The sequence below is a fragment of the Methylobrevis pamukkalensis genome, assembly GCF_001720135.1.
GTDB classification, from domain to species: Bacteria; Pseudomonadota; Alphaproteobacteria; order Rhizobiales; family Pleomorphomonadaceae; genus Methylobrevis; species Methylobrevis pamukkalensis.
The window spans coordinates 1-23764 of the sequence record NZ_MCRJ01000001.1 but is presented as its reverse complement, the minus strand read 5'-3'; the positions used below and the strand labels follow the sequence as shown (position 1 = coordinate 23764).

The window sequence follows — 23764 nt, the reverse complement described above, 5'->3', positions numbered from 1 at the left end:
GCGCAAGCCCGCCCGCAGACGGCGAATCTGGCGTATCGTGGCGCGGAGGCCGTGCGGCGCCATCGCCGCCGCCCGCCGCAGCCGCGTCTCCGGGCCTGACCGCCAGGCGGGCGTCACACCGCCTGCGGACCTGAAACGCAGAGGAATGATCCGGCCCAGATGAACGATCTCTCGTCGCCCCTCGGACTGCAGCTGCCCAGGAAGTCCCGCCGACACGTGCCCGTGGTGATGGCCGTCGTCGCGGCCCTCGCGCTGCTCGTCACCGCGGCGCTGATCTGGGTGATCGTCGTCGAGGATCCGCTCGGCGGCGAGCCGGTGGCGGTGGCGTCGATCGATTACGGCCAGACCGACGCAAGCAGCGAGCGCGTGGCGGTCGTGGGCGTCAAGTCGGGCGCGGGCGAACTGCTGGCCCCGGTGGGCCCGGCCGCAGACCCGGCGGACGAGGTCGGCATCGACAGTGTCGGCCGCCCCGGTGAGGGACCGGCCGAGGACACCGCTGCCCCCGCCGGCCCGGAAACCGCGGTGGCGATGCCGGTGCAGGCCCTTGCCGAACTGACCGAGGAAGGTCCGTTCGGCCCGCTGCCGAAGATCGCCGCCGACGGCCTGCGCCCGATGGAGGCCTACGCCCGCCCGGTACCGTCGATCATCGGGGCCTCGCCGAAGATCGCGCTCGTGATCGGCGGGCTCGGGCTCAGCCAGACCGGCACGCAGGAGGCGCTGCGCCTGCTGCCGCCCGAGGTGACGCTGGCCTTTGCCCCCTATGGCAACAGCCTGGACCTCTGGCAGCGCCGCGCCCGCCAGGACGGCCACGAACTGCTGCTGCAGCTCCCGCTCGAGCCCTTCGACTTTCCCGACAACGACCCCGGCCCGCACACGCTGCTGACCTCCAACACGCCGGAGAAGAACATCGAGCGGCTGGAATGGCTGCTCGCGCGTCTGTCCACCTATGTGGGCGTGATGAACTACATGGGCGCCCGCTTCACCTCCGACACGGCTGCCTTCGAGCCGATGCTCGCCGAGCTGTCACGCCGCGGCCTGATGTATTTCGACGACGCCTCGTCCTCGCGCAGCAAGTCCGGCGCGATCGGCAAGCGCCGCTCGGTGCCCGTCACCCAGGCCGACCTGATCGTCGACACGACGCCGGATGAGGGAAGTATCGATGCGCGCCTCGTGCAGTTGGAACAGATTGCCCGTACGCGGGGTATTGCTGTGGGCTATGCCTCCGCCCTGCCCGTGACCGTCAACCGGGTGGTCGACTGGGCACGCGGCCTCGAAGACCGTGGCATCACGCTGGTGCCCGTGTCCGCTTCCCTGCAAAGATGACTGTGTGACCGGACCATGCCGATGACCTCGATCTCAGACCTGCCCTACCGTCCCTGCGTCGGGATCATGCTGCTCAATCCGGCCGGAAAGGCCTGGATCGGCCAGCGCCGCACCGAGGGCGCGCAGAAGCTGCTGGCGAAGTCGTCCGACGGCCGGCCGCGGCCCGGAACCTTCACCTGGCAGATGCCGCAGGGCGGCATCGACGACGGCGAAACCCCGCTGGCGGCGGCGCTGCGCGAACTCTGGGAAGAGACCAGCATCCGCAATGTCGAACTCCTTGCCGAAGCGCCGGGCTGGTATTCCTACGACCTGCCGATCGAGACCGGAAAACCCTGGCGCGGTCGCTATCGCGGCCAGACCCAGAAGTGGTTCGCCTTCCGCTTCACCGGCAAGGAGCGGGAGATCGACATCCACAAGCCCGGCGGCGGCGCCCACAAGCCGGAATTCCGCGCCTGGCGCTGGGAGGACATGGAACAGCTGCCGCACCTGATCGTGCCGTTCAAGCGGCCGGTCTACGATCAGGTCGTCACCGCCTTCCGCCATCTCGCCGTGCCTGCATGAGCGCGCGCCTGCCGGCGGCCACCGTGCCGCCCGCCCCCGGGGAGCGCGAGCCGCTGGACCCGGCTCTCCCCTACCGTCCGAATGTGGGCATCTGCCTGTTCAACCGCGACGGCCTCGTCTTCGCCGGACGGGCCTTCCCCAATCCGTTCGGCTGGCCGGACCCGGAGATCTTTTCGGACGGCGCCGACTGGGGGCTGCCGCAGGGCGGCATCGACCCCGGCGAGGACATCGAGACCGCCGCGCGGCGCGAACTGCACGAGGAAACCGGCGTCGTCTCCGCCGACCTTCTCGGCCTGACGGCCGACTGGTGGAGCTACGAATTTCCGGTGCGCGGTTCACGCGTGCACAAGCTTCATCCCTTCCGCGGCCAGACCCAGCGCTGGGCCGCCTTCCGCTTCACCGGCGCGGACGACGAGATCACCATCACCGCCGAGCACACCCACGAGCCGGCGGAATTCCTCGAATGGCGCTGGCGTCCGCTCGCCGATCTGCCGCGGATCGGACCGCTGCACCGGCGCGCGACCTATGCCCGCGTCGCCGGGGCGTTTTCGGACTTCGCCAGGCCGGCGTGATCGACCGGATGCCGGGCGGCGGCTTTTCACGTCCGCCAGATCAGGAGACAGTCCGCCGATGGTCAGCCGCTTCTCGTTCCTTGTCGGCACCATCCTGCGGCGGCTGTGGCTTCGGGCCGCGCTGTTTGCCGGCCTGTCGCTGGTGACCGTCGTCGTCGCCTACATCCTCGACCCGTATCTCGCCGATCTCCTGTCGCTGCACGTCGACCGCGCCGCGACCGAGGCGCTGCTGCAACTGCTTGCGACCAGCATGCTGCCCGTGACCACCTTCTCGCTCTCGACCATGGTGAGCGGATTTTCCGCGGCGACCAGCAACGTCACGCCCCGGGCGACGCCCCTCGTCACCGAGGACCGGACGGCCCAGAACGCCATCTCGATCTTCCTCGGCTCGTTCATCTATGCGGTGATGGGCCTCGTGACGATGCATCTCGGCTTCTTCGGCGACGAGGGCAGCATCTCGCTGTTCTGCGTGTCGCTGGCGATGATGATCTGGATCGTCGTCACCTTCCTGCGCTGGATGGACCATCTCTCCACGCTCGTGCGCGTCGACGAGACGACGAAGCGGGTGGAGGATGCGGCCGATGACGCCTTCGGCCGCTGGATCGAACATCCTTTCCTCGGGGCGCGGCCGCATCAGGACTGGGGTCCCGACGCCGGCTTTCCGATCCTCTCGGGCCGGGACGGCTATCTCCAGCATGCCGACATGGGCGCGCTCCAGGCGGTGGCGACAGCGGCCGGTACAGAGATTCGTCTCGACATCGTGCCGGGCGCCTATCTGCACAAGCGTCTTGCGGTCGCGGCCAGCCGCAAGCCGCTGGACGCGGGCGCCCAGGCGGCTCTGATCGATGCGCTGTCGCTCGGCGATCGCCGCACCTTCGAGAACGACCCGCGCTTCGGCCTGATCACCATCGCCGAGATCGCCTCGCGGGCGCTGTCGCCCGGAATCAACGATCCGGGCACCGCGATCGCGGCGCTCAACGCCGGCGCCCGCGTTCTGGGGCGCTGGATCGACGCGGAAGAGTGCCACGAGACCTGCGAGGTCGTGCATCCCGCGATCTTCGCGCGACGGCTCGGGACCGCCGACATGTTCGACGATCTGATCCGCCCCGTGGCCCGGGACGGCGCGGGTCTTCTGGAGGTGGCGATCCGGCTGCAGAAGATCCTCGGCATCCTCGCGCTCGCCGGCGATGGCCGCCACGCCGAGCTCGCCCGCCGTCACGCGCAATCGGCGCTGGAACGCAGTCTGGCGGCTATGGACCGCCCGGAGGATGCCACTCTCATCACCGACGTGGCGCGCGGTTGCGGAGTGGACACAGTTCCGGTCCGCGCATCCTGAAGTCCTGCTCGGCAGCGTGCCTGCGCGGGTGATCGGCCGGGCAACCGGCGCTGCCACCTTGCCCGGCAAACGAAAAACCCGGCCGCAGGGGCCGGGTTTGAAGAAATCCAGGGATGTCGCTGAGGGACGGACAGCCAGTCCGCGTCAGAGAAGATCGCTCAGGCGGCCTTGAGCGCGCCGGCGAGGTCCTTCATCTGCGCGAGGCGGAGGGCGGCGGCCTGGCGGGCGCTTTCGCTCGCCGCGTCAGTCACGTCTTCCTCGGCATTGCGGATCTCGGCGGCGATCTCGTCGGCCTTGAGGTCCGACAGCGGCATCGCCTTCTCGGCGAGCACGGTCAGGCCCGTGGCCGACACCTCGGCAAGGCCGCCGCGCACGAAGATCTTCTGCACGGCGCCGCCCGGCATGGTGATCGTGGCAACACCCGGCCGCAGCGTCGAGATGAACGGCGAATGGCCCTCGAGGATGCCGAAGTCGCCGTCGGTGCCCGGCAGGTCGACCTGGACCACCTGCTCGGAGAGCAGCAGGCGCTCGGGGCTCACCAGCTCGAATTTGAAAGGTCCGGCCATCAGCGGCTCCAGCTTTACTCTGTCATGGAAACGCCGGCGGGGCCGGCACCTTCAACCGAAGGCAGGCCGCCGGGGCGGCCCGCCATGTCATATACAGCCGAAGATCAGGCCGCCTTGGCGGCGAGCTTCTCGGCCTTTTCCATCGCCTGCTCGATGTGCCGACCATGTAGAAGGCCGACTCCGGCAGGTGGTCGTAGTCACCGGCGCAAAGGCCCTTGAAGCCCTTGATGGTGTCTTCGAGCTTGACCTGCACGCCCGGCGAACCGGTGAACACTTCGGCGACGTCGAAGGGCTGCGACAGGAAGCGCTCGATCTTGCGGGCGCGGCCGACGGTGAGCTTGTCCTCTTCCGACAGCTCGTCCATGCCGAGAATGGCGATGATGTCCTGCAGCGACTTGTACTTCTGCAGGATCTCCTGCACCTGGCGGGCGACCGCGTAGTGCTCGTCGCCGACGATGCGCGGGTCGAGCATGCGCGAGGTCGAGTCGAGCGGATCCACCGCCGGGTAGATGCCCTTCTCGGCGATCGAGCGGTTGAGCGTCGTGGTCGCGTCGAGGTGGGCGAAGGAGGTGGCCGGCGCCGGGTCGGTCAGGTCGTCCGCGGGAACGTAGATCGCCTGGATCGAGGTGATCGAACCCTTGGTGGTCGACGTGATGCGCTCCTGCAGCGCGCCCATGTCGGTGGCGAGCGTCGGCTGATAGCCCACCGCCGAGGGAATGCGGCCGAGAAGCGCCGACATTTCCGAACCCGCCTGGGTGAAGCGGAAGATGTTGTCGACGAAGAACAGCACGTCCTGACCCTTGTCACGGAAATGCTCGGCAATCGTCAGGCCCGAGAGCGCGACGCGGGCGCGGGCGCCCGGCGGCTCGTTCATCTGGCCGTAGACGAGGGCGCACTTGGAACCGGCGGACGAACCGCCATTCTCGTGCGGGTCCTTGTTCACGCCCGACTCGATCATCTCGTGATAGAGGTCGTTGCCCTCGCGGGTGCGCTCGCCGACGCCGGCGAACACCGAGTAGCCGCCGTGCACCTTGGCGATGTTGTTGATCAGTTCCTGGATCAGCACGGTCTTGCCGACGCCGGCGCCGCCGAACAGGCCGATCTTGCCGCCGCGGGCGTAGGGCGCCAGCAGGTCGACGACCTTGATGCCGGTCACGAGGATCTGCGCCTCGGTCGACTGGTCGACGTAGGACGGGGCTTCCTGGTGGATGGCGCGCATGTCCTCGCCGACCACCGGGCCGCATTCGTCGACCGGCTCGCCGATGACGTTAAGGATGCGGCCGAGGCAGGCCTCACCGACCGGAACGCGGATCGGCGCGCCGGTGTCGGTGACTTCCTGGCCGCGCACGAGGCCCTCGGAGATGTCCATGGCGATGGTGCGCACCAGGTTCTCGCCGAGATGCTGGGCCACCTCGAGAACGAGGCGGTTGCCGTTGTTGGTGGTTTCCAGTGCGTTCAGGATCGCCGGCAGATGATCGTCGAACTTCACGTCGACGACGGCGCCGATGACCTGGGTGATGCGTCCGACATTCGCCATCCGTTTGCCCTCGTCACTTTCCGTTTTCAGGGGTCGCACCCGGACTGTTCCGTCGGTACGCCGCCCGCCATTTTGAGCGTTCGTAGTCAGAGCCTTGCGGGATCAGAGCGCCTCGGCGCCCGAGATGATCTCGATCAGTTCCTTGGTGATCATCGCCTGGCGGGTACGGTTGTACTCCAGCGACAGCTTCTTGATCATATCGCCGGCGTTGCGCGTGGCATTGTCCATCGCGCTCATCCGGGCGCCCTGCTCGGACGCGGCGTTCTCGAGCAGAGCCGTGAAGATCTGCATCGCGATCGCCCGCGGCAGCAGGTCCTCGAGGATTTCCGGCTCGCCGGGCTCGTATTCGTAGAGCGCCGCCGACGACGCCTCGCGCACCGGAAGCTCGGCCGGGATCAGCCGGGCGGCCGTCGGGATCTGCGAGATCACCGACTGGAAGCGCGAGTAGAACAGGGTGCAGACGTCGAACTCGCCGGCAGCATAGAGCTGCATGACCTTCGACTGCACCGAGGAGGCGTGGTCGAAGCCGACCGACTTCACGCCGCGCAGTTCGATGCGGTCGACGATCAGGTGGCCGTAGTCGCGGCGCAGCGAATCGGCGCCCTTCTTGCCGACGGTGACGATCTTCACCGTCTTGCCGGCCGCCAGCAGCTTGCGGATATGCTCGCGGGCCAGACGCGCGATCTGGGCGTTGAAGCCGCCGCAGAGACCGCGCTCGGCCGTGCAGACCACGAGCAGGTGCACGTGGTCGCGGCCCGTGCCGACGAGGAGCTGCGGAGCTCCGTCGCGGCCGGCCACGCCGACGGCGAGATTTTCCAGAACCGCCGTCATCCGCAGCGCGTAGGGGCGCGCGGCCTCGGCGGCCTCCTGGGCGCGGCGCAGCTTCGCCGCGGCGACCATCTGCATCGCCTTGGTGATCTTCTGCGTCGCCTTCACCGAGGCGATACGGTTCTTCAGATCCTTGAGGCTCGCCATCCCGGCTCCTCTTCCCTCGCCGCACCAAACCGGATCTTCGTCCGGCCCGGGGCGCCGATGCCAAAACGATCACACGAACCGGGCGGTGCGGCAAAAGCCCACCGCCCGTCAGGATTTCACGATCAGGCGAAGGACTTCGCGAAGGCGTCGACCGCCGACTTGAGCCGTGCCTTGAGATCGTCGGTCAGCGACTTCTGGGCCCAGATGCCGTCGAGGATGTCGGCATGCTTGTCGCGCAGGAAGCGGAGCAGGCCCTCTTCGAAGGCCCGGACCTTGTTGACCGGGATCGCGTCGAGGTAGCCGTTCACGCCGGCATAGATCACCGCGACCTGTTCCTGCGTCTTCAGCGGCGAGAACTGCGGCTGCTTCAGCAGTTCCACGAGGCGGGCGCCGCGGTTGAGCAGCTTCTGCGTCGCGGCGTCGAGGTCGGAGCCGAACTGGGCGAAGGCGGCCATCTCGCGATACTGGGCGAGCTCGCCCTTGATCGTGCCGGCCACCTGCTTCATCGCCTTGATCTGCGCGGCCGAACCGACGCGCGAGACCGAGAGGCCGACGTTCACCGCCGGGCGGACGCCTGGTAGAACAGGTTGGTCTCGAGGAAGATCTGGCCGTCGGTGATCGAGATCACGTTGGTCGGGATGTAGGCCGACACGTCGTTCGCCTGGGTCTCGATGACCGGAAGGGCGGTGAGCGAACCGAGGCCGTTGTCCTCGTTCAGCTTGGCCGCGCGCTCCAGCAGACGGGAGTGCAGGTAGAACACGTCGCCCGGGTAGGCTTCGCGGCCCGGCGGGCGGCGCAGCAGCAGCGACATCTGACGGTAGGCGACGGCCTGCTTGGACAGGTCGTCATAGGCGATCACGGCATGCATGCCGTTGTCGCGGAAGTATTCGCCCATGGCGCAGCCGGCGAAGGGCGCGATGAACTGCATCGGCGCCGGATCGGAGGCCGTGGCGGCCACGACGATCGAGTACTGCAGGGCGCCGGCTTCCTCGAGTGCCCGGACGAACTGGGCGACGGTCGAGCGCTTCTGACCCACGGCGACGTAGATGCAGTAGAGCTTCTGGCTTTCGTCATCGCCGAGGTTGAGCGGCTTCTGGTTGAGGAAGGTGTCGAGGATGATCGTGGTCTTGCCGGTCTGGCGGTCACCGATCACCAGCTCGCGCTGGCCGCGGCCGATCGGGATCATGGCGTCGATCGCCTTGATGCCGGTCGCCATCGGCTCGTGCACCGACTTGCGCGGGATGATGCCGGGGGCCTTCACGTCGACGCGGGCGCGGGTCTCGTAGACGATCGGACCCTTGCCGTCGATCGGGTTGCCGAGCGCGTCGACGACGCGGCCGAGCAGGCCGCGGCCGACCGGCACGTCCACGATCGAGCCGGTGCGCTTGACGGTGTCGCCTTCCTTGATGTCGCGGTCGGAGCCGAAGATCACGACGCCGACGTTGTCGGTCTCGAGATTCAGCGCCATGCCCCGGATGCCGCCGGGGAACTCGACCATCTCGCCCGCCTGGACGTTGTCGAGACCGTAGACGCGGGCAATGCCGTCACCGACGGAGAGAACCTGGCCGACCTCGGTAACCTCGGCCTCCTGGCCGAAGTTCTTGATCTGCTCCTTGAGGATGGCGGAAATTTCCGCGGCCCGAATATCCATCAGCCGACCTCTTTCAGGGCTATCTTGAGCGCATTGAGCTTGGTTTTCAGCGAGCTGTCGATCATCCGGCTGCCAAGCCGGACGACGAGGCCGCCGATGAGCGAGGGATCGACGCTCGCGTCGATGATCACCGACTTGCCGGCCATCTTCGACAGCGTCTCGCGAAGATCGGCGAGCTGGGCGTCGGTGAGCGGCGTCGCCGAGGCGACTTCGGCGGTCGTCTCGCCGCGATGGGCGGCGAGCAGCGAGCGGTACGAACGGAAGATCGACGGCACGGCGAACAGGCGCCGGTTGCGCGCGGCGACCTGAATGAAGCTGGCGGTGATCCCGCCGATGCCGGCGCGATCGAGAATGGCGCTGATCGCGCGCACCTGATCGTCCGCGGTGAACACGGGCGACCGGACGAGGCGGCCGAGATCGTCGCTGTCGGCCAGCATGGCCTCGAAGCGCGCGATGTCGGCGGAGACCTGGTCGGTCGCGTCCGTTTCCACGGCGAGCTCGAACAGGGCGGTCGCGTAGCGGATGGCTACACCTGATACGGCGTCTGCTTGCTCGCTCACGGGCGAAATGCCTCTCCAATCCGGTGACCAGACCATTGCCGGGACCGGCAAAAATCTGAAATCATTGAAATTTCCAGGCCACGGACGAAGGAGGAAAGCCGCCTCGGCCATGAATTGGGCTTCGTCTAGCACAAGGATTACGGCCACGCAACATCGCGGCAGGAGCCATCCGGCGCCGATTTCCTGAGCTTTCGGCGCAGTGTCGCGGGCCTGACGAGAAAAAGGGCAGAAACCGACTGGCACGCCGCCAGGGTCGCCACCGGTTCGACTCGGCGCGCGCTCCGCTCGATTCGCGGAGCTTGCGGAATTTCCTCGGCTTTGTCCGGTTTCTCTCGCACGTTCCCCGCAGCCCCGCCATCAATTGGCTCGTCCCGTGAAGCAGGACGAATGCGCGGGCCTGCGATTCCGGCACAGCATTGTTTCCGCCACGGCGGCGATCGGGTCATGCGGCCCGGACAGGTGGCGTCACAGGAAACTCTGCGGGTCGATGTCGACCGCCACCTGCACGTTGCCCCGGGGCTTGGGCGCCGCCTCGATCCACGCCCGGCAATAGGCCGAAAGGTCGGTGTCGCGGCCGGAGTGGGCAAGAAGTCGCAGGCGGTGCCGGCCGCGCACCAGCGCCAGCGGCGCGTCGGCCGGCCCCAGCACCTCGACATCCGGATCGGACGGCGCGGCCCGGACCAGCGCCCGGGCGTGGTCCTCGGCCGCGTGGCGGTCCTCCGCCGAGATGACGAGGCCGGCAAGGCGGCCGAAGGGGGGCATCCGCGCGGCGCGGCGCTCCTCCATCTCGGTCGCATAGAACCGCTCCGGATCGCGCGAGACCAGCGCCGCCATCACCGGATGCTCCGGCGCGTAGGTCTGGAGGATGCCGCGGCCGGGCCGGGCATTCTCGCCGCCCATCCGCCCGGCCCGGCCCGTCACCTGTACCAGCAGCTGGAAGGTGCGCTCGGCGGCGCGCGGGTCGCCGTGGGCAAGGCCGAGGTCGGCATCGACGACGCCGACCAGCGTCAGGCGCGGAAAGGTGTGGCCCTTGGCGACCAGCTGGGTGCCGATGACGATGTCGCAGTCGCCGCGCGCGATTCCGGCCAGTTCCGCGCGCAGCCGCTGCACGCCGCCGAGAATGTCGGAGGAGAGCACCACCGTGCGCTTGCCGGGAAACTGCGCCTCCACCTCCTCGACGATCCGCTCCACCCCCGGCCCGCAGGCAACCAGCGAATCCACCGTGCCGCAGGACGGGCAGCTGTCCGGGCGGGGCATGGTGAAGCCGCAGTGGTGGCAGGCGAGCGTGCCGCGGAAGCGGTGGTCCACTAGCCAGGTCGAACAGTTGCGGCACTGGAAGCGATGGCCGCAGGAGCGGCAGAGGGTGAGCGGCGCATAGCCGCGCCGGTTGAGGAACAGCAGCGCCTGGTCGCCCTGGTCGATGGTCGCCCGCACGGCGTTGATGAGGCCGGGCGCAAGAAACTTGCCCTTGTCCGGCCCGGCCCTGCGCATGTCGATCAGCGCCAGATCGGGCAGCGAGGCGCCGGTGGCGCGCAGCGGCAGGACGATGTGGCGGTAGCGGCCGCGCTCGACATTGGCGCGCGTCTCCAGCGAGGGCGTCGCCGAGGCGAGGATCGCCGGCACATTTTCCAGCCGCGCGCGCATCACCGCCATGTCGCGGGCGTTGTAGCTGCCGCGCTCCTCCTGCTTGTAGGCGGTGTCGTGTTCCTCGTCGACGATGACGAGGCCGAGGTCGCGGAAGGGCAGGAACAGCGCGGAGCGCGCGCCAACCACCACCTTCGGCTCACCCTCGGTCACCCCGCGCCAGAGCCGGCTGCGTTGGCGGGGCGGCACGTCCGAATGCCACTCGCCGGGGTTGGCGCCGAAGCGCACCGAGAATTTTTCCAGAAGTCCCGGGTCAGCGCGATCTCCGGCACCAGCACCAGCGCCTGGCGCCCGCGCCGTACCGTCTCGGCGATCGCTCCATGTAGACGTCGGTCTTGCCGGCGCCGGTGACGCCGTCGAGCAGCGTCACCGAAAAGCCGCCCTCCAGGGTCCGGCGCAGTTCGGCCGCCGCCCGCGCCTGATCCCTGGTCAGCTCACGCGGGTTGAAGTCCGGGTCGGGCGCATGCGGCAGACGGCCGGACGGCAGGTCGACGAGTTCCAGCGTGCCGGCGGCGATCAGCCCGTCGACGACGCCGGCACTGACCCCGGCGCTCGCCGCCAGCCCGCTGCGGGTCCAGGCAAGGCCGTCCTCCAGCAGCGCAAGCACCCGCCGCCGCGCGTCGGTCAGCCGCTGCGGCGCCTCGCCGGCCCGCCGCACGCCCGGCACCGGCGGCTCCGGCTCCAGCGCCTCGGGCACGCGTAGCACCATCCGCAGCACCATGCCGCGCGGGGTCAGCGTATAGCGGGCGACCCGGTCGACAAGGTCGCGCAGGGCGTCGGCGAGCGGGGCGACGTCATGGACCCGGTCGATCGGCCGCAGCCGGTTGTGCGAGACGGCACTGTCGCCGCCGATCGACCACACCGCGCCGATCACCTTGCGCGGCCCGAGCGGCACGGTGACGATCGAGCCCGGCCGCAGGGTCATCCCCGGCGGGATCGCATAGGTGTAGGTCTGGTCGAGGGCAACCGGCGTCAGCACCTCCGCCACCGCCGGCGCACCGCCCATGGCGTCGATCAGGTCCATGGGGGGGAGACCGGGCGGGGGGTGGTGCCCGGGTGCTTTCGGGTGATGTCGGCGTATTTGGAAAGGCCGCGCCCCCTCATCCGGCCCTTCGGGCCACCTTCTCCCCGATGGGGAGAAGGGCACTGCGTGGCCGATTCCGAATGCCGGTGCATGTTTCCCGAGCAGGGACCAGGCTCCGGGTTACCCTTCTCCCCCCCGGGGAGAAGGTGGCCGGAAGGGCCGGATGAGGGGGCCGCAGCCCGTCCACCCGGCAGACCCTTGCCGAAATCCCCCCGCCGAACGGAGGGGACAACGCATGCGGACATCTCACCCTCCCTTCCCGTCACCGGACCCGTCCGGCCGAATCGGCATGACCCATTTCAGCGATTGCGCTAGGAGAAGGCAAACCCTCGCCACCGGAGATGGCCGCAGCATGACCGAGCAAGGCACCCCAGCCGCCGCCGAAGCCGGAGAGATCCTGGTGATCTCCTCCCATGTGGTGCGCGGGGCGGTGGGCGGCCGCGCCGGCTTCGCGTTCGAGCGGCTCGGGCGGCCGGTCTGGTTCCTGCCGACCGTGACGCTGGCCTACCATCCCGGCCACGGCCGCTCCACCCGCATCCTGCCCCCCGCCGACGCCTTCGCGGCCATGGCCGCCGACCTTGCCGCCGCCCCATGGCTGCCGCGCATCGCCGCCGTCGTCTCCGGCTATCTCGGCGAGGCCGGACAGGCGGAGGCGGTCGCCGGGCTCGTGCGCGCGGTCAAGGCCGCCAATCCGGCCGCACTCTACCTCTGCGATCCGGTGATCGGCGACCACGGCGGGCTCTATGTGCCCGAAGCGACCGCGCGCGCCGTGCGCGACACGCTGCTGCCGCTGGCCGACATCGCGACGCCCAACCTCACCGAACTTGCCTGGCTGACGGGCACGGCGGTGAACGATGCCACATCTGCGGCACTCGCCGCCCGCGCCCTCGGCCCGGCCCGGGTCGCCGTCACCTCGGTTCCCGGGATGATGCGCGGCAAGATCGGCACGCTGCTGGTGACGGAGACGGCGGCGATCATCGCCGAGAACCCGCTGGTCGACACCCGCATCCACGGCACCGGCGATCTCTTCGCCAATCTGCTGCTCGATCGGCTGCTGGCCGGCGCCTCGGACGAGACGGCGCTGGCCGGCGCCGTGGCCGCCACCTTCGAGGTGCTGGCCCGCTCGGCGCGGGAGGGCGCGGACGAGTTGCGGCTCGGCGCGCATCAGGCCAGCCTCGTGCGGCCGATGGCGCTGGTCGATGTACGGCGCCTCGCCGTCGGCCGAGCCGCGCGGTCATCATGAAAGGCAGAGCACGATGAGCGGAGAGGCATCATGAATCGCGTGGCCGGCGTCGACGGCTGCCCGGGCGGATGGTGCGTCGTTCTGGTCGATCCGGACGGCGTTCTTGCCCCCGAAGCGATGGTGCTGCCCCGCTTTACCGACATTCTCGCGCTCCAGCCGGCGCTGATTGCCGTCGACATGCCGATCGGCCTGCCCGACCGCGCCGGCCCGGGCGGACGCGGCGCGGAGGCGGCGGTGCGGCCGCTGCTCGGCGCGCGGCAATCCTCGGTCTTCTCCGTGCCGTCGCGCGAGGCCGTGGCTGCCACCGACTATGGCGAGGCCTGCGCCGCCGCGCTCGCCACCTCCGATCCGCCGCGCAAGGTGTCGCGGCAGGGGTTCCAACTGTTCCCGAAGATCCGCGAGATCGACGCCCTGCTGGTCGCGGACGTGGGCCTGCGCAGCCGCGTCTTCGAGGTCCATCCGGAGGTCGGCTTCTGGCGGCTGGCCGGCGGCAAAGCAATGACGCTGCCCAAGAAGGTCAAGAGCGCGTCGAACCTCGCCGGCCTCGACGAGCGCCGGGTGCTGCTGGAGGCCCACGGCCTGCCGCGCACGCTGCTGGACTCGCGCCCGCCGAAGGGCGCCGCTCGCGACGACCTCATCGACGCCTGCGTCTCCGCGCTGATCGGTCTGCGCATCCTGCGCGGCGAGGCCCAGCCCTTTCCGCCGGAGGTGGTCACCGACCGGCACGGGATTCGCATCGCGATCTGGGCTTGACCCGCAGCGGTTCCGGCGACGGTCTCGCATCGTGAGGGGTCCGGCGCAGCGACGCGACGGCGCAGGACCGCCATCTTGCCGCTGTCCGTGAAAATCCCTACACCTCCCCGCGGCGGCCGCGGCCGCCCGCATTACCAGCCGCGCACCGAGAGATCCCGAAATGAGCGAAGCCCTGCCTTCCGCCTTTCCCGACCGCCTGCTCTCCGGCTACAAGGCCTTTCGCGACACGCGATTTCCCACGGAACAGAGCCGGTTCCGCTGCCTTGCCGAGAGCGGCCAGCAACCCGAGGTGATGATCATCGGCTGCTGCGACAGCCGCGTCTCGCCGGAGGTCATCTTCGACGCCGGCCCCGGCGAGATCTTCGTCGTGCGCAACGTCGCCAACCTGATCCCGCCCTATCAGCCCGACCGCGTGCACCACGGCACCTCGGCGGCGCTGGAATTCGCCATCGTCGCACTGCGGGTCAAGCATGTGGTGGTGATGGGCCATGGCCGCTGCGGCGGCGTGCATGCCGCCCTCACCAATCCCGATCCGCTGACCACGACCGACTTCATCGGCCGCTGGATGTCGCTGGTGAAGGACGAGGCCGACCGGGTCCGCTCCGACGAGGCGATCGCCGAGGCCGACAAGCAGACGCAGCTGGAGCACGACGTGGTGCGCCGCTCGCTGAAGAACCTGATGACCTTCCCCTGCGTCCAGACCCGCACCTCGCGCGGCAACATGAAGCTGCACGGGGCGTGGTTCGACGTCGGTCTCGGGGAACTGCACGTGCTCGACCCGGAAACCGACGTCTTCGGCCCCTACACCGGCTGACCGGCCGCCGGTCCCGGCGTCGGAACCCCGAAGGTCACAGACCTTCGGGCGGATTGACGAAGGGACCGGTTGCCTCGCCGGCGTGCCAGCGGGCTTCCTGGGTCAGCGCCCAGTGCACCGAGGCAAAGGCGAGTTCCGCCCACGGGATCTCGTCCGGTGCAAACAGCGCCACCTCGAGGCTTTCCTCGCCGGGCGCAAATCCGCCGGAAAGGCCGGCGCGGTAGATCAGCTGGACCTGGCTGATGCGCGGGATGGTGTAGACCGCGAGCAGGTCGCGGATCTCGATCTCGGCCAGCGCCTCCTCGCGCGCCTCGCGCCGGGCGCCGCCCTCCGGCGTCTCGCCCAGTTCCATGAAGCCGGCCGGCAGGGTCCACAGCCCGTGCGAAGGCTCGATCGCCCGGCGGCAGAGCAGCACCTTCTCCCCGACCCGTACCACCGAGCCGACCACGATCTTGGGATTTTCATAGGCCACGAAGCCGCAGCGGGCGCAGACGTCGCGCACCACGCTGTCGCCCGGCGGCACGCGGCGCTCGAAGTCGGGCACCGCCGGAGAAGGATCGCCGTCCGACCGGCTCATGAGCCCGCGGCCGGCGCGGTGCCGGGGCCAGCGGCCGGAACCGCCAGCGGCACCTTCGCCTTCTCGATCTCCGGATCGAGCCGGCCGGTGATGCCCTCCGGCGACAGCGGCCCGATGAACTTGAAGCGGATGTTGCCGGCCGCATCGACCACGAAGGTCTCCGGCACGCCGTAGACGCCGAAGTCGATGCCGGTGCGCCCGGTCCGGTCGGAGCCGACGGCGGCAAACGGATTGCCGAGCCCGGCGAGGAAATCGACCGCGTTGCCCGGCTCGTCCTTGTAGTCGATGCCGACGAGGCGGATGTCGTCCCGCTTGGCAAGCTCCATCAGCAGCGGATGCTCGTCGCGGCAAGGCACGCACCACGAGCCCCAGACGTTGACCAGCGTGACCTTGCCCTCCGGCGCGGCGACGAGATCGCCGGTGGAGAGCCCCGGCACCGGCGCGCCGTTGCGCGTCAGTCCCTCGACGGGCGGCAGGTCGAAGGCCGGCACCTTGCGCCCGATCAGCGCCGACGGGATTTCCGACGGATCGCCCGAGAACAGCTGGTGCAGGAACACCGCCGACAGGGCGAGGAACAGCACCAGCGGCAGGAACACGACGACGCCCGGTCCGCGCCGGCGGGCGGGCCCGGTGGTCCCGGTTTCCGCAGGCCCGGCGGTCTCGCTGGTCTTCGGGGGCTCGGATCCGCTCATGAGGTGGCCTCTCGGTCAGCGGCTGTCTGCGCGGCGGACGCGGCCGGCGCCACGGCGGCGCGCGCGGCCGAGCGGCGGCGCAGGCCGCGTGCCTCAAGGTCGGCAAGCCGGCGCTTCTGGGCGCGGTGGTCGGCGATCACCCAGACGATCAGGCCGGCGATCACCGCGACGGTGATCCCGTAGGAGGCGAGAATGAAGCCGGCATGCGGCCCGAGGCTCTCGGTCATGCGACGCCTCCCGCGGCGGCAAGGCCGAGGCTGCGCACGCGGCGGCGCAGGATCTCGTTGCGCATCGCCATCAGATGCAGCGTCAGCATCAGGGCGGTGAAGGCGAGCGCCATCACCAGCAGCGGCCACAGCATCGAGCCGTCGATGGTCGGCCCGTCCATGCGGAACACGCTCGCCGGCTGGTGCAGCGTGTTCCACCAGTCGACCGAGAACTTGATGATCGGCAGGTTGACCGAGCCGACGAGGATCAGGATCGCCGCAAGCTTGGCCGCGCGGGTCGGCTCCTCCACGGTGCGCCACAGCGCCAGCAGGCCGAGATACATGATGAACAGGATCAGCACCGAGGTGAGCCGGGCGTCCCAGATCCACCAGGTGCCCCACATCGGCTTGCCCCACAGCGAGCCGGTGACGAGGGCGAGGAAGGTGAAGGCGGCGCCGATCGGCGCGGCCGCCCGCGCCGCCACATCGGCGAGCGGATGGCGCCAGACGAGGGTCCCGAGCGCCGAGACCGTCATCAGCCCGTAGGTGAACATCGACAGCCACGCCGCCGGCACGTGGATGAACATGATCTTGACCGTCTCGCCCTGCTGGTAGTCCGGCGGGGCGAGCACGAGGGCGCCGTAGAGGCCGACCGCGAACAGGGCCAGCGTCAGGCCGACAAGGACCGGCAGGGCCTTCGCGGTGAAGGCCAGGAAACGGGTCGGATTGGCAAGGTCGGTGACGGACTTGAGCATGCCCCCGCTTTTACGCGCACGGGCGTTCCGCTGCAATCGGCTGTCGCGCCGTGCGGCGAAGGGCGGCGATCAGAGAGTCGTGAGCCTTCAGTCCAGTCCGGCGCGCAGCGCCGCGGCGGCGGCAAAGGGGGCAAGCGCGAGGCAGGCGAGCGACATCGCCGAAAGCAGCAGGAAGGGCGTCAGGAACGACGCGCCCTCCACCGCGGCAGCACCCGCGGCCGAGACGCCGAAGATCAGCACCGGGATGGTGAAGGGCAGGACGAGGATGGCGAGCAGCAGCCCGCCGCGCCGCAGACTCACCGTCAGTCCCGCGCCGATCGCGCCCAGCAGCGTCAGCGCCGGGGTGCCCACCGCCAGCGTCGCCATGGTGGCGAGGATCGCCTTCGGCTCCAGCGCGAGGAACAGGGCGAAGAAGGGCGTCGCCAGCACCAGCGGCAGGCCCGTCGCCGTCCAGTGGGCGAGGCATTTCACCACGACCACCAGTTCGAGCGGCCGGCCGGACATGACGAGCAGGTCGAGCGCCCCGTCGTCGCGGTCGGCCTCGAACAGACGGTCGAGGCCGAGCAGGCTGGCCAGCAGCGCGCCGAGCCACAGCACCGCCGGCCCGATCCGCGACAGGAGGTTCAGATCCGGCCCGACCGCGAAGGGAAACACGGTGACGACGATCAGGAAGAACAGCACCCCCATCATCGCCCCGCCGCCGATGCGCACGGCAAGGCGCATGTCGCGCAGGAACAGGGCCGTGAGCGCGCTCATGCCGGCATCCCGTCGGAGAAGTCGTCCGCGTCCGGCGGCGGCGCCGGCGCGAGCCGCAGTTCGGCGGCGTCCGGCACGTCGATCGGCAGGTGGGTGGCGGCGAGGATCAGGCCGCCGCCGTCCACATGGCGGCGCATCAGGCCGGTAAGGCGGGCCTCCGAGGCGCGGTCGAGCGCCGAGGTCGGCTCGTCCATCAGCCACACCGGCCGGCGCACAACCAGCAGCCGGGCGATCGACAGGCGCCGGCGCTGGCCGGCCGACAGCAGGCCAGCCGGCAGGTCGGCAAGGTCGAGCAGGCCGGCGGCGTCGAGCGCGGCGTCGATGGAGAGGTCGCCGAGGCCACGGTTGCGGCCGGCGGCGGGCGGGGCAAGGAAGTCGCGCCAGAAGGCAAGATTCTCGGCGACGGTGAGCGCCGACTTGATCGCGTCGCGATGGCCGAGATAGTGGCAGGCGGCGGCCGCCTCCGCACCCTCGGCCACGCCGTCGGCAAAGCCGAGGCGGATCCGCCCGCTGTCCACGGCCGCAAGGCCCGCGACCGCGCGCAGCAGCGTCGACTTGCCGACCCCGTTCGGCCCGGTGACGACCAGCGCGGCGCCGGCTTCGCCCCGGGGCGCCAGCGCGAAGGCCACCGCCTCCAGCACCCGCCGCCCGCCGCGCACGACGGTGAGATCCTCGACCACCAGGCCGTTGGCGCGCGCGGGATCCGCCGCGGACACGGATGCCGTCATGCCGCCCTGCCCCCGGCTGTCGTCGTCCGCCCTGCCGCCACGATCGGTCCGCTCCCGTTTCGAGGCGCCTGCTTAGCAAATCGCCCGGCACCGGTCGAGGCGCACGCGGGTCGCCGCGGGCCGCGCACCCGTCGCAGGCGCGAGGCAGGAGACACCTTTGACATGACGATCCGGCGAGAGATTTTTTCCTCGGGCGCGAAAAATGACGTCCCGAGCCCGTTTCAAAGCCCGCGCCGTCTGGCACTGCACTGCAAAATTTCCTATAAGCCAAGGAACGATCCACCGGCTGCCGACGCCAGGACCGCTCCTTGAGATCCGCGCCCGCCCGGCGGGCCCCGCCAAGCGGATCACGCGGCCGGTTCCGTCCTCCGCCGCCGCCACATCAGGGAAAACCCAGCCGTGACAAAGTCGCTCGACAGCTTCAAGTGCCGCAAAGAGCTGAAGGTAGGGGACAAGACCTACACCTACTTCAGCCTTCCCGACGCCGAGGCCAACGGCCTTGCCGGGATTTCGGCGCTTCCCTTCTCGCTGAAGGTGCTGCTCGAGAACCTGCTGCGCTTCGAGGACGGCCGCACGGTCACCGCCGACCACATCCGCGCCGTCGCCGCCTGGATCGACAACAAGGGCAAGGTCGACGAGGAAATCGCCTATCGCCCGGCCCGCGTGCTGATGCAGGACTTCACCGGCGTGCCGGCGGTGGTCGATCTCGCCGCCATGCGCGACGGCATGGCGACGCTGGGCGGCGATCTGGAGAAGATCAACCCGCTGGTGCCGGTCGATCTCGTGATCGATCACTCGGTGGTGGTCGACTTCTTCGGCTCCGCCTCGGCCCTGTCGCAGAATGTCGCCCGCGAATACGAGCAGAACGGCGAGCGCTACAACTTCCTGAAGTGGGGCCAGAACGCCTTCGACAACTTCCGCGTCGTGCCGCCGGGCACGGGCATCTGCCATCAGGTCAACCTCGAATACCTCGCCCAGACCGTCTGGACCAAGGACGAGGACGGCGAGACCGTCGCCTATCCCGACACCTGCGTCGGCACCGACAGCCACACGACCATGGTCAACGGTCTGGCCGTGCTCGGCTGGGGCGTCGGCGGCATCGAGGCCGAGGCGGCCATGCTCGGCCAGCCGGTGTCGATGCTGATCCCCGAAGTGATCGGCTTCCGTCTCGACGGCCGGCTCAACGAGGGCGTCACCGCCACCGATCTGGTGCTCACCGTCACCCAGATGCTGCGCAAGAAGGGCGTCGTCGGCAAGTTCGTCGAGTTCTTCGGCCCCGGCCTCGAGAATCTCTCGCTCGCCGACCGCGCCACCATCGCCAACATGGGCCCGGAATACGGCGCCACCTGCGGCTTCTTCCCCGTGGACGCCGAGACGATCCGCTATCTTGGCTTCTCCGGCCGCGCCGACGACCGGATCGCCCTCGTCGAGGCCTATTCGAAGGCGCAGGAGATGTTCCGCACCTCCGAGTCCGCCGATCCGGTGTTCACCGACACCCTCGACCTCGACCTCTCCACCGTCGTGCCGTCGCTCGCCGGCCCCAAGCGCCCCGAGGGCCGGGTGTCGCTGACCGACGCCAAGGCCGGCTTCACCGCCGCCATGGAGACCGAATACAAGAAGGCGGCCGACATCGCCGCCCGCTATCCGGTGGAAGGCAAGAACTTCGACATCGGCCACGGCGACGTGGTGATCGCGGCGATCACCTCCTGCACCAACACCTCCAATCCGTCGGTGCTGATCGCGGCCGGCCTGCTCGCCCGCAACGCCCTGGCCAAGGGCCTCACCACCAAGCCGTGGGTGAAGACCTCGCTGGCGCCCGGCAGCCAAGTGGTTGCCGAATATCTCGCTCGCGCCGATCTGCAGAAGGATCTCGACGCGCTCGGCTTCAACCTCGTCGGCTTCGGCTGCACCACCTGCATCGGCAACTCCGGCCCGCTGCCCGAAGCGATCTCCAAGTCGATCAACGACAACGGCATCGTCGCCGCCGCCGTGCTCTCGGGCAACCGCAACTTCGAGGGCCGCGTCTCGCCGGACGTGCAGGCGAACTACCTCGCCTCGCCGCCGCTGGTGGTCGCCTATGCGCTGGCCGGCAGCGTGCAGAAGGATCTCTCGACCGATCCGCTCGGCATCGGCAGCGACGGCAACCCGGTCTATCTGAAGGACATCTGGCCCTCGAACCACGAGGTGGCCGATTTCGTCTCCACCTACATCACCGGCGAGATGTACCGCTCCAAATATGCCGACGTGTTCAAGGGCGACGAGAACTGGCAGGCGGTCGAGACCAGCACCGGCCAGACCTACGAGTGGGACCCGGGCTCCACCTACGTGCAGAACCCGCCCTATTTCGACGGCATCACGATGGAGCCCAAGCCCGTGACCGACATCGTCGGCGCACGCATCCTCGGCCTGTTCGGCGACAAGATCACCACCGACCACATCTCGCCGGCCGGCAGCATCAAGGCGGCGAGCCCCGCCGGCCAGTATCTGACCGAGCATCAGGTCCGCCCCGCCGACTTCAACCAGTATGGCACCCGCCGCGGCAACCACGAGATCATGATGCGCGGCACCTTCGCCAACATCCGCATCAAGAACCTGATGGTGAAGGACGAGGCCGGCAACCAGGTCGAGGGCGGCTGGACCCTGCACCAGCCTTCGGGCGACAGGATGTTCATCTACGACGCCGCCATGCGCTACGCCGACGAGGGCGTGCCGCTGGTGGTGTTCGCCGGCGTCGAATACGGCAACGGCTCCTCGCGCGACTGGGCGGCCAAGGGCACCAAGCTGCTGGGCGTCAAGGCGGTGATCGCGCAGTCCTACGAGCGCATCCACCGCTCCAACCTCGTCGGCATGGGCATCCTGCCGCTGACCTTCCTCGACGGCACCTCCTGGGCCAGCCTCGGCATGACCGGCGCCGAGAGCGTCACCATCAAGGGCATCACCGAGGTGAAGCCGCGCCAGATGATGGAAGCCGAGATCACCTATGCCGACGGCACGGTGAAGTCGGTGCCGCTTCTCTGCCGCATCGATACGCTGGACGAGCTCGACTACTACAAGAACGGCGGCATCCTGCACTACGTGCTGCGCCAGCTCGCGGCCTGATCGACGCCGATCGTCCTTCGACATCACGACGGCCGCGGGCATTGCCTGCGGCCGTTGTCGTTTGGGCCGGGCCTCAGGCCAGTGTTTCCGCGATCCATGCGCTGCACATGTGACAGGCAGCAAATGACGAAAAAGAGGGCTTCGCGACACGCCGAATCAGCGCTAGGCTTTCGGTGTCGTCAACGTATCGAAAGGAGGTGATCCAGTGTCTCATTGTTCGTATCCGCAGGTGCTGGTCATCGCGGTTGACACGTTCGCCTCTCGCGAGCGTGCCGTCTGAGCGATTTCCCCGCATCACTGCGGTCGGCAATGGAAGGGCTGCCCGACGACGGGCGGCCCTTCTTGCGTTTTGAAATGATCCCGTCACAGTGACGATCTGCCGGCGCACCACCACGGAGAAAGTCGGATTTCCGGTGATCGCTCTTCCATGATGCCCCTCGCGCGCCTGTCCGGCCTGCTTCTGATCCTGCTGCTTGCGGCCGGGCTGGGCTTTGCCGGCGAGGTGGTCGACGCCGTCCGCGTGCTGAAGGCGGAGCGGCGGCTGGAGCTTCTGCGCGGCACCGACGTCGTCAGATCCTACCCCGTCGTGCTCGGCGGCGATCCGATCGGCCACAAGCGCCGCGAGGGGGACGGCCGGACGCCGGAAGGCCGCTACATCCTCGACTGGCGCAACGCGGAGAGCGCCTACCATCGCTCGATCCACGTCTCCTATCCGGACGCCCGGGACGTCGCCGCGGCGCGATCGCGCGGTGAAGATCCCGGCGGCATGATCATGATCCACGGCCAGCGCAACGGCTTCGGCTGGGCCGGCGGCCTGCTCCAGAGCTTCGACTGGACCGACGGCTGCATCGCGGTGACCAATGCCGAGATGGACGAGATCTGGAATCTGGTGCGCGATGGCACCCCGATCGAGATCCTGCCCTGACGACAGGCTTCTTTTCGGGCGCCGCCGGGATTATATCGGATGACTTACGCTGGAAGATCGGGAGCCTGCAGGTGACCACCGTCCCCTACGCCAAGATGAACGGCATCGGCAACGAGATCGTCGTGCTGGATCTGCGCGCCGGCGGCGTCACCGTCACGCCCGAGGCGGCGCGTGCCATCGGCGCGACGCCGGGCGCGCATTTCGACCAGCTGATGGTGCTCTATCCGCCGCGCGCCGCCGGCCTCGACGCGACGATGAAGATCTTCAACATCGACGGCTCGCTCTCGGCCGCCTGCGGCAACGGCACGCGCTGCGTCGGCCTGCTGCTGATGGCGGCGGAGGCGAAGTCCTCGCTGCTGCTGCAGTCCGATGCCGGATTGCTCACCGTCAAGGATGCCGGCGACGGGATGATCTCCGTCGACATGGGCAAGCCGAAGTTCGGCTGGGCCGACATTCCGCTCGCCGAGCCCTTCCAGGACACCCGCTACATCGAGTTGCAGATCGGGCCGATCGACCGGCCGGTGCTGCACTCGCCCTCGGTCGTCAATGTCGGCAATCCGCACGCGATCTTCTGGGTCGACGACGTTACCGCCCACGATCTCGGCCGCTTCGGGCCGATGCTGGAAAACCACCCGATCTTTCCCGAGCGCGCCAACATCTCGCTGGCAGAGGTTCTCTCGCCGGACCACGTGCGGGTCAAGGTCTGGGAGCGCGGCGCCGGGCTGACGCAGGCCTGCGGCTCGGCGGCCTGCGCCGTCGCCGTCGCGGCGGCCCGCACCAGGCGCACCGGACGCCACGTCCGCATCTCGCTGCCGGGCGGCGACCTCGTGATCGACTGGCGCGACGACGACCGGATCGTCATGACCGGTCCGGCGGAACTGGAGCATGTCGGCGAGCTGCCGGCGGCGATCTTTGCGGGCGTCGCGGCGGCGTGAGGCTGCCTCAAATCTTCCTGCGTCTCTCCAGCATGCATGAGTCACGTCCTTCTCGCCTTTGACGCGGATTTGCCGGATGACCACACGGATCGTTCTGGGCGAGGAGTTCGATGAGGTGCTTCTCAAGCGCGTTGGCAAGGCTCTGCGCAGCCTTGGAGGTGAAGTGCTGGACCACCAGTGGGGAATGGGCGGATCTCAGGAAATCTCGACGTGGCAGGTGCGTGTCGCTGACAGCGTTCTGACGATCGAAAACCGAACCTACATGGGTCTTTCCATCGAAGGGGATGACCAGTTGGTAGTGCGACTTGCCGCGATGGTTCAAGAAAGACCCGGACGGTTGGCAGCCTGGCGCCAGGCAGTGTGGACGTGGTTTGCCACGCGGATTTTACAGCGCTAGGGGCGTCTGAAAGTGCGTGGGCCGAAAGTCATCTCCAGCCGATCGTCGGGACGCGGCGCAAGTCCCCTCTCCCCT

The 23764-nt window shown here is 69.1% G+C and carries 20 protein-coding genes and 3 pseudogenes; 11 read left to right on the top strand and 12 right to left on the bottom strand.

Going from position 1 to position 23764, the window contains the following annotated elements:
* Nucleotides 1-159: 159 nt before the first annotated feature.
* The 4 genes from A6302_RS00115 to A6302_RS00100 are packed head-to-tail and all read left to right on the top strand — an operon-like array spanning nt 160 to nt 3792.
* Nucleotides 160-1323: a divergent polysaccharide deacetylase family protein gene (locus tag A6302_RS00115; protein WP_069305334.1), complete on the top strand. Its 1164-nt coding sequence runs from the start codon at nt 160-162 to the stop codon at nt 1321-1323.
* 21 nt (nt 1324-1344) lie between these two features.
* On the top strand, nt 1345-1884 hold the full coding sequence (locus tag A6302_RS00110; protein WP_069305406.1) for an RNA pyrophosphohydrolase: 540 nt from the start codon (nt 1345-1347) through the stop codon (nt 1882-1884).
* Nucleotides 1881-2456, top strand: a complete 576-nt coding sequence (locus A6302_RS00105; protein ID WP_083255363.1) for an RNA pyrophosphohydrolase — start codon at nt 1881-1883, stop codon at nt 2454-2456. The genes A6302_RS00110 and A6302_RS00105 overlap by 4 nt, the downstream gene beginning before the upstream one ends.
* A 58-nt stretch (nt 2457-2514) precedes the next feature.
* A complete protein-coding gene (locus A6302_RS00100) occupies nt 2515-3792 on the top strand; it encodes a DUF2254 domain-containing protein (protein ID WP_069305333.1) in 1278 nt (425 codons plus the stop codon).
* 158 nt (nt 3793-3950) lie between these two features.
* On the opposite strand, the gene A6302_RS00095 is transcribed toward A6302_RS00100, so the two are convergent.
* The 6 genes and pseudogenes from A6302_RS00095 to A6302_RS00070 form a co-directional block, all read right to left on the bottom strand.
* Nucleotides 3951-4358 (bottom strand): F0F1 ATP synthase subunit epsilon, encoded by a 408-nt coding sequence (locus A6302_RS00095; protein ID WP_069305332.1) that lies wholly within the window; start codon nt 4356-4358, stop codon nt 3951-3953.
* A gap of 104 nt (nt 4359-4462) precedes the next feature.
* Nucleotides 4463-5895 (bottom strand): annotated as a pseudogene (gene atpD, locus A6302_RS00090) (F0F1 ATP synthase subunit beta).
* Between the two features lie 102 nt (nt 5896-5997).
* A complete protein-coding gene (locus A6302_RS00085; protein WP_069305331.1) occupies nt 5998-6870 on the bottom strand; it encodes a F0F1 ATP synthase subunit gamma in 873 nt (290 codons plus the stop codon).
* 122 nt (nt 6871-6992) lie between these two features.
* Nucleotides 6993-8521 (bottom strand): annotated as a pseudogene (gene atpA, locus A6302_RS00080) (F0F1 ATP synthase subunit alpha).
* A complete protein-coding gene (locus tag A6302_RS00075) occupies nt 8521-9081 on the bottom strand; it encodes a F0F1 ATP synthase subunit delta (RefSeq protein WP_069305330.1) in 561 nt (186 codons plus the stop codon). The pseudogene atpA and the gene A6302_RS00075 overlap by 1 nt, the downstream one beginning before the upstream one ends.
* Before the next feature lie 465 nt (nt 9082-9546).
* Nucleotides 9547-11749 (bottom strand): annotated as a pseudogene (locus A6302_RS00070) (primosomal protein N').
* Nucleotides 11750-12161: 412 nt separating this feature from the next.
* On the opposite strand from A6302_RS00070, the gene pdxY reads away from it, so the two are divergent.
* From pdxY to A6302_RS00055, 3 genes are all read left to right on the top strand, one after another.
* On the top strand, nt 12162-13052 hold the full coding sequence (gene pdxY / locus A6302_RS00065; RefSeq protein ID WP_069305329.1) for a pyridoxal kinase PdxY: 891 nt from the start codon (nt 12162-12164) through the stop codon (nt 13050-13052).
* 30 nt (nt 13053-13082) lie between these two features.
* Nucleotides 13083-13805: a DUF429 domain-containing protein gene (locus A6302_RS00060; protein ID WP_069305328.1), complete on the top strand. Its 723-nt coding sequence runs from the start codon at nt 13083-13085 to the stop codon at nt 13803-13805.
* A gap of 160 nt (nt 13806-13965) precedes the next feature.
* Nucleotides 13966-14619, top strand: a complete 654-nt coding sequence (locus tag A6302_RS00055; RefSeq protein ID WP_069305327.1) for a carbonic anhydrase — start codon at nt 13966-13968, stop codon at nt 14617-14619.
* Between the two features lie 34 nt (nt 14620-14653).
* Here A6302_RS00055 and A6302_RS00050 read toward each other — a convergent pair whose 3' ends face one another.
* The 6 genes from A6302_RS00050 to ccmA form a co-directional block, all read right to left on the bottom strand.
* Nucleotides 14654-15196: an NUDIX hydrolase gene (locus A6302_RS00050; protein WP_069305326.1), complete on the bottom strand. Its 543-nt coding sequence runs from the start codon at nt 15194-15196 to the stop codon at nt 14654-14656.
* Nucleotides 15193-15888 carry a DsbE family thiol:disulfide interchange protein gene (locus A6302_RS00045; protein WP_083255361.1) on the bottom strand — a complete coding sequence of 232 codons (696 nt, stop codon included), beginning with the start codon at nt 15886-15888 and terminating at the stop codon, nt 15193-15195. Before A6302_RS00045 ends, A6302_RS00050 begins: the two co-directional genes overlap by 4 nt.
* The gene (gene ccmD, locus A6302_RS00040; protein WP_069305325.1) at nt 15885-16115 is read right to left on the bottom strand and encodes a heme exporter protein CcmD; all 231 of its coding nucleotides are present in this window, start codon (nt 16113-16115) and stop codon (nt 15885-15887) included. The genes A6302_RS00045 and ccmD overlap by 4 nt, the downstream gene beginning before the upstream one ends.
* Nucleotides 16112-16849 carry a heme ABC transporter permease gene (locus tag A6302_RS00035; protein WP_069305324.1) on the bottom strand — a complete coding sequence of 246 codons (738 nt, stop codon included), beginning with the start codon at nt 16847-16849 and terminating at the stop codon, nt 16112-16114. The genes ccmD and A6302_RS00035 overlap by 4 nt, the downstream gene beginning before the upstream one ends.
* Nucleotides 16850-16936: 87 nt before the next feature.
* Nucleotides 16937-17605 (bottom strand): heme exporter protein CcmB, encoded by a 669-nt coding sequence (gene ccmB, locus A6302_RS00030; protein ID WP_069305323.1) that lies wholly within the window; start codon nt 17603-17605, stop codon nt 16937-16939.
* Nucleotides 17602-18321 carry a heme ABC exporter ATP-binding protein CcmA gene (gene ccmA, locus A6302_RS00025; protein ID WP_245293827.1) on the bottom strand — a complete coding sequence of 240 codons (720 nt, stop codon included), beginning with the start codon at nt 18319-18321 and terminating at the stop codon, nt 17602-17604. Before ccmA ends, ccmB begins: the two co-directional genes overlap by 4 nt.
* Nucleotides 18322-18732: 411 nt before the next feature.
* Between ccmA and acnA the strand changes: the two genes are divergently transcribed.
* From acnA to A6302_RS00005, 4 genes are all read left to right on the top strand, one after another.
* Nucleotides 18733-21432 (top strand): aconitate hydratase AcnA, encoded by a 2700-nt coding sequence (gene acnA / locus A6302_RS00020; protein WP_069305321.1) that lies wholly within the window; start codon nt 18733-18735, stop codon nt 21430-21432.
* A 427-nt stretch (nt 21433-21859) separates the two neighbouring features.
* Entirely contained in the window at nt 21860-22357 is a 498-nt protein-coding gene (locus tag A6302_RS00015) for a L,D-transpeptidase family protein (protein ID WP_169833455.1), read from the top strand.
* 95 nt (nt 22358-22452) lie between these two features.
* Entirely contained in the window at nt 22453-23292 is an 840-nt protein-coding gene (gene dapF / locus A6302_RS00010) for a diaminopimelate epimerase (RefSeq protein WP_425349090.1), read from the top strand.
* A gap of 76 nt (nt 23293-23368) precedes the next feature.
* On the top strand, nt 23369-23689 hold the full coding sequence (locus A6302_RS00005) for a hypothetical protein (RefSeq protein WP_069305319.1): 321 nt from the start codon (nt 23369-23371) through the stop codon (nt 23687-23689).
* Nucleotides 23690-23764 lie beyond the last annotated feature (75 nt).

What these genes read in the sequence shown, in the direction of transcription:
- A6302_RS00115 (WP_069305334.1), top strand. Translation starts at nt 160, where the DNA reads ATGAACGATCTCTCGTCGCCCCTCGGACTGCAGCTGCCCAGGAAGTCC.
- A6302_RS00110 (WP_069305406.1), top strand. Translation starts at nt 1,345, where the DNA reads ATGACCTCGATCTCAGACCTGCCCTACCGTCCCTGCGTCGGGATCATG.
- A6302_RS00105 (WP_083255363.1), top strand. Translation starts at nt 1,881, where the DNA reads ATGAGCGCGCGCCTGCCGGCGGCCACCGTGCCGCCCGCCCCCGGGGAG.
- A6302_RS00100 (WP_069305333.1), top strand. Translation starts at nt 2,515, where the DNA reads ATGGTCAGCCGCTTCTCGTTCCTTGTCGGCACCATCCTGCGGCGGCTG.
- A6302_RS00095 (WP_069305332.1), bottom strand. Translation starts at nt 4,358, where the DNA reads ATGGCCGGACCTTTCAAATTCGAGCTGGTGAGCCCCGAGCGCCTGCTG.
- A6302_RS00085 (WP_069305331.1), bottom strand. Translation starts at nt 6,870, where the DNA reads ATGGCGAGCCTCAAGGATCTGAAGAACCGTATCGCCTCGGTGAAGGCG.
- pdxY (WP_069305329.1), top strand. Translation starts at nt 12,162, where the DNA reads ATGACCGAGCAAGGCACCCCAGCCGCCGCCGAAGCCGGAGAGATCCTG.
- A6302_RS00060 (WP_069305328.1), top strand. Translation starts at nt 13,083, where the DNA reads ATGAATCGCGTGGCCGGCGTCGACGGCTGCCCGGGCGGATGGTGCGTC.
- A6302_RS00055 (WP_069305327.1), top strand. Translation starts at nt 13,966, where the DNA reads ATGAGCGAAGCCCTGCCTTCCGCCTTTCCCGACCGCCTGCTCTCCGGC.
- A6302_RS00050 (WP_069305326.1), bottom strand. Translation starts at nt 15,196, where the DNA reads ATGAGCCGGTCGGACGGCGATCCTTCTCCGGCGGTGCCCGACTTCGAG.
- A6302_RS00045 (WP_083255361.1), bottom strand. Translation starts at nt 15,888, where the DNA reads ATGAGCGGATCCGAGCCCCCGAAGACCAGCGAGACCGCCGGGCCTGCG.
- ccmD (WP_069305325.1), bottom strand. Translation starts at nt 16,115, where the DNA reads ATGACCGAGAGCCTCGGGCCGCATGCCGGCTTCATTCTCGCCTCCTAC.
- A6302_RS00035 (WP_069305324.1), bottom strand. Translation starts at nt 16,849, where the DNA reads ATGCTCAAGTCCGTCACCGACCTTGCCAATCCGACCCGTTTCCTGGCC.
- ccmB (WP_069305323.1), bottom strand. Translation starts at nt 17,605, where the DNA reads ATGAGCGCGCTCACGGCCCTGTTCCTGCGCGACATGCGCCTTGCCGTG.
- A6302_RS00015 (WP_169833455.1), top strand. Translation starts at nt 21,860, where the DNA reads ATGATGCCCCTCGCGCGCCTGTCCGGCCTGCTTCTGATCCTGCTGCTT.
- dapF (WP_425349090.1), top strand. Translation starts at nt 22,453, where the DNA reads ATGAACGGCATCGGCAACGAGATCGTCGTGCTGGATCTGCGCGCCGGC.
- A6302_RS00005 (WP_069305319.1), top strand. Translation starts at nt 23,369, where the DNA reads ATGACCACACGGATCGTTCTGGGCGAGGAGTTCGATGAGGTGCTTCTC.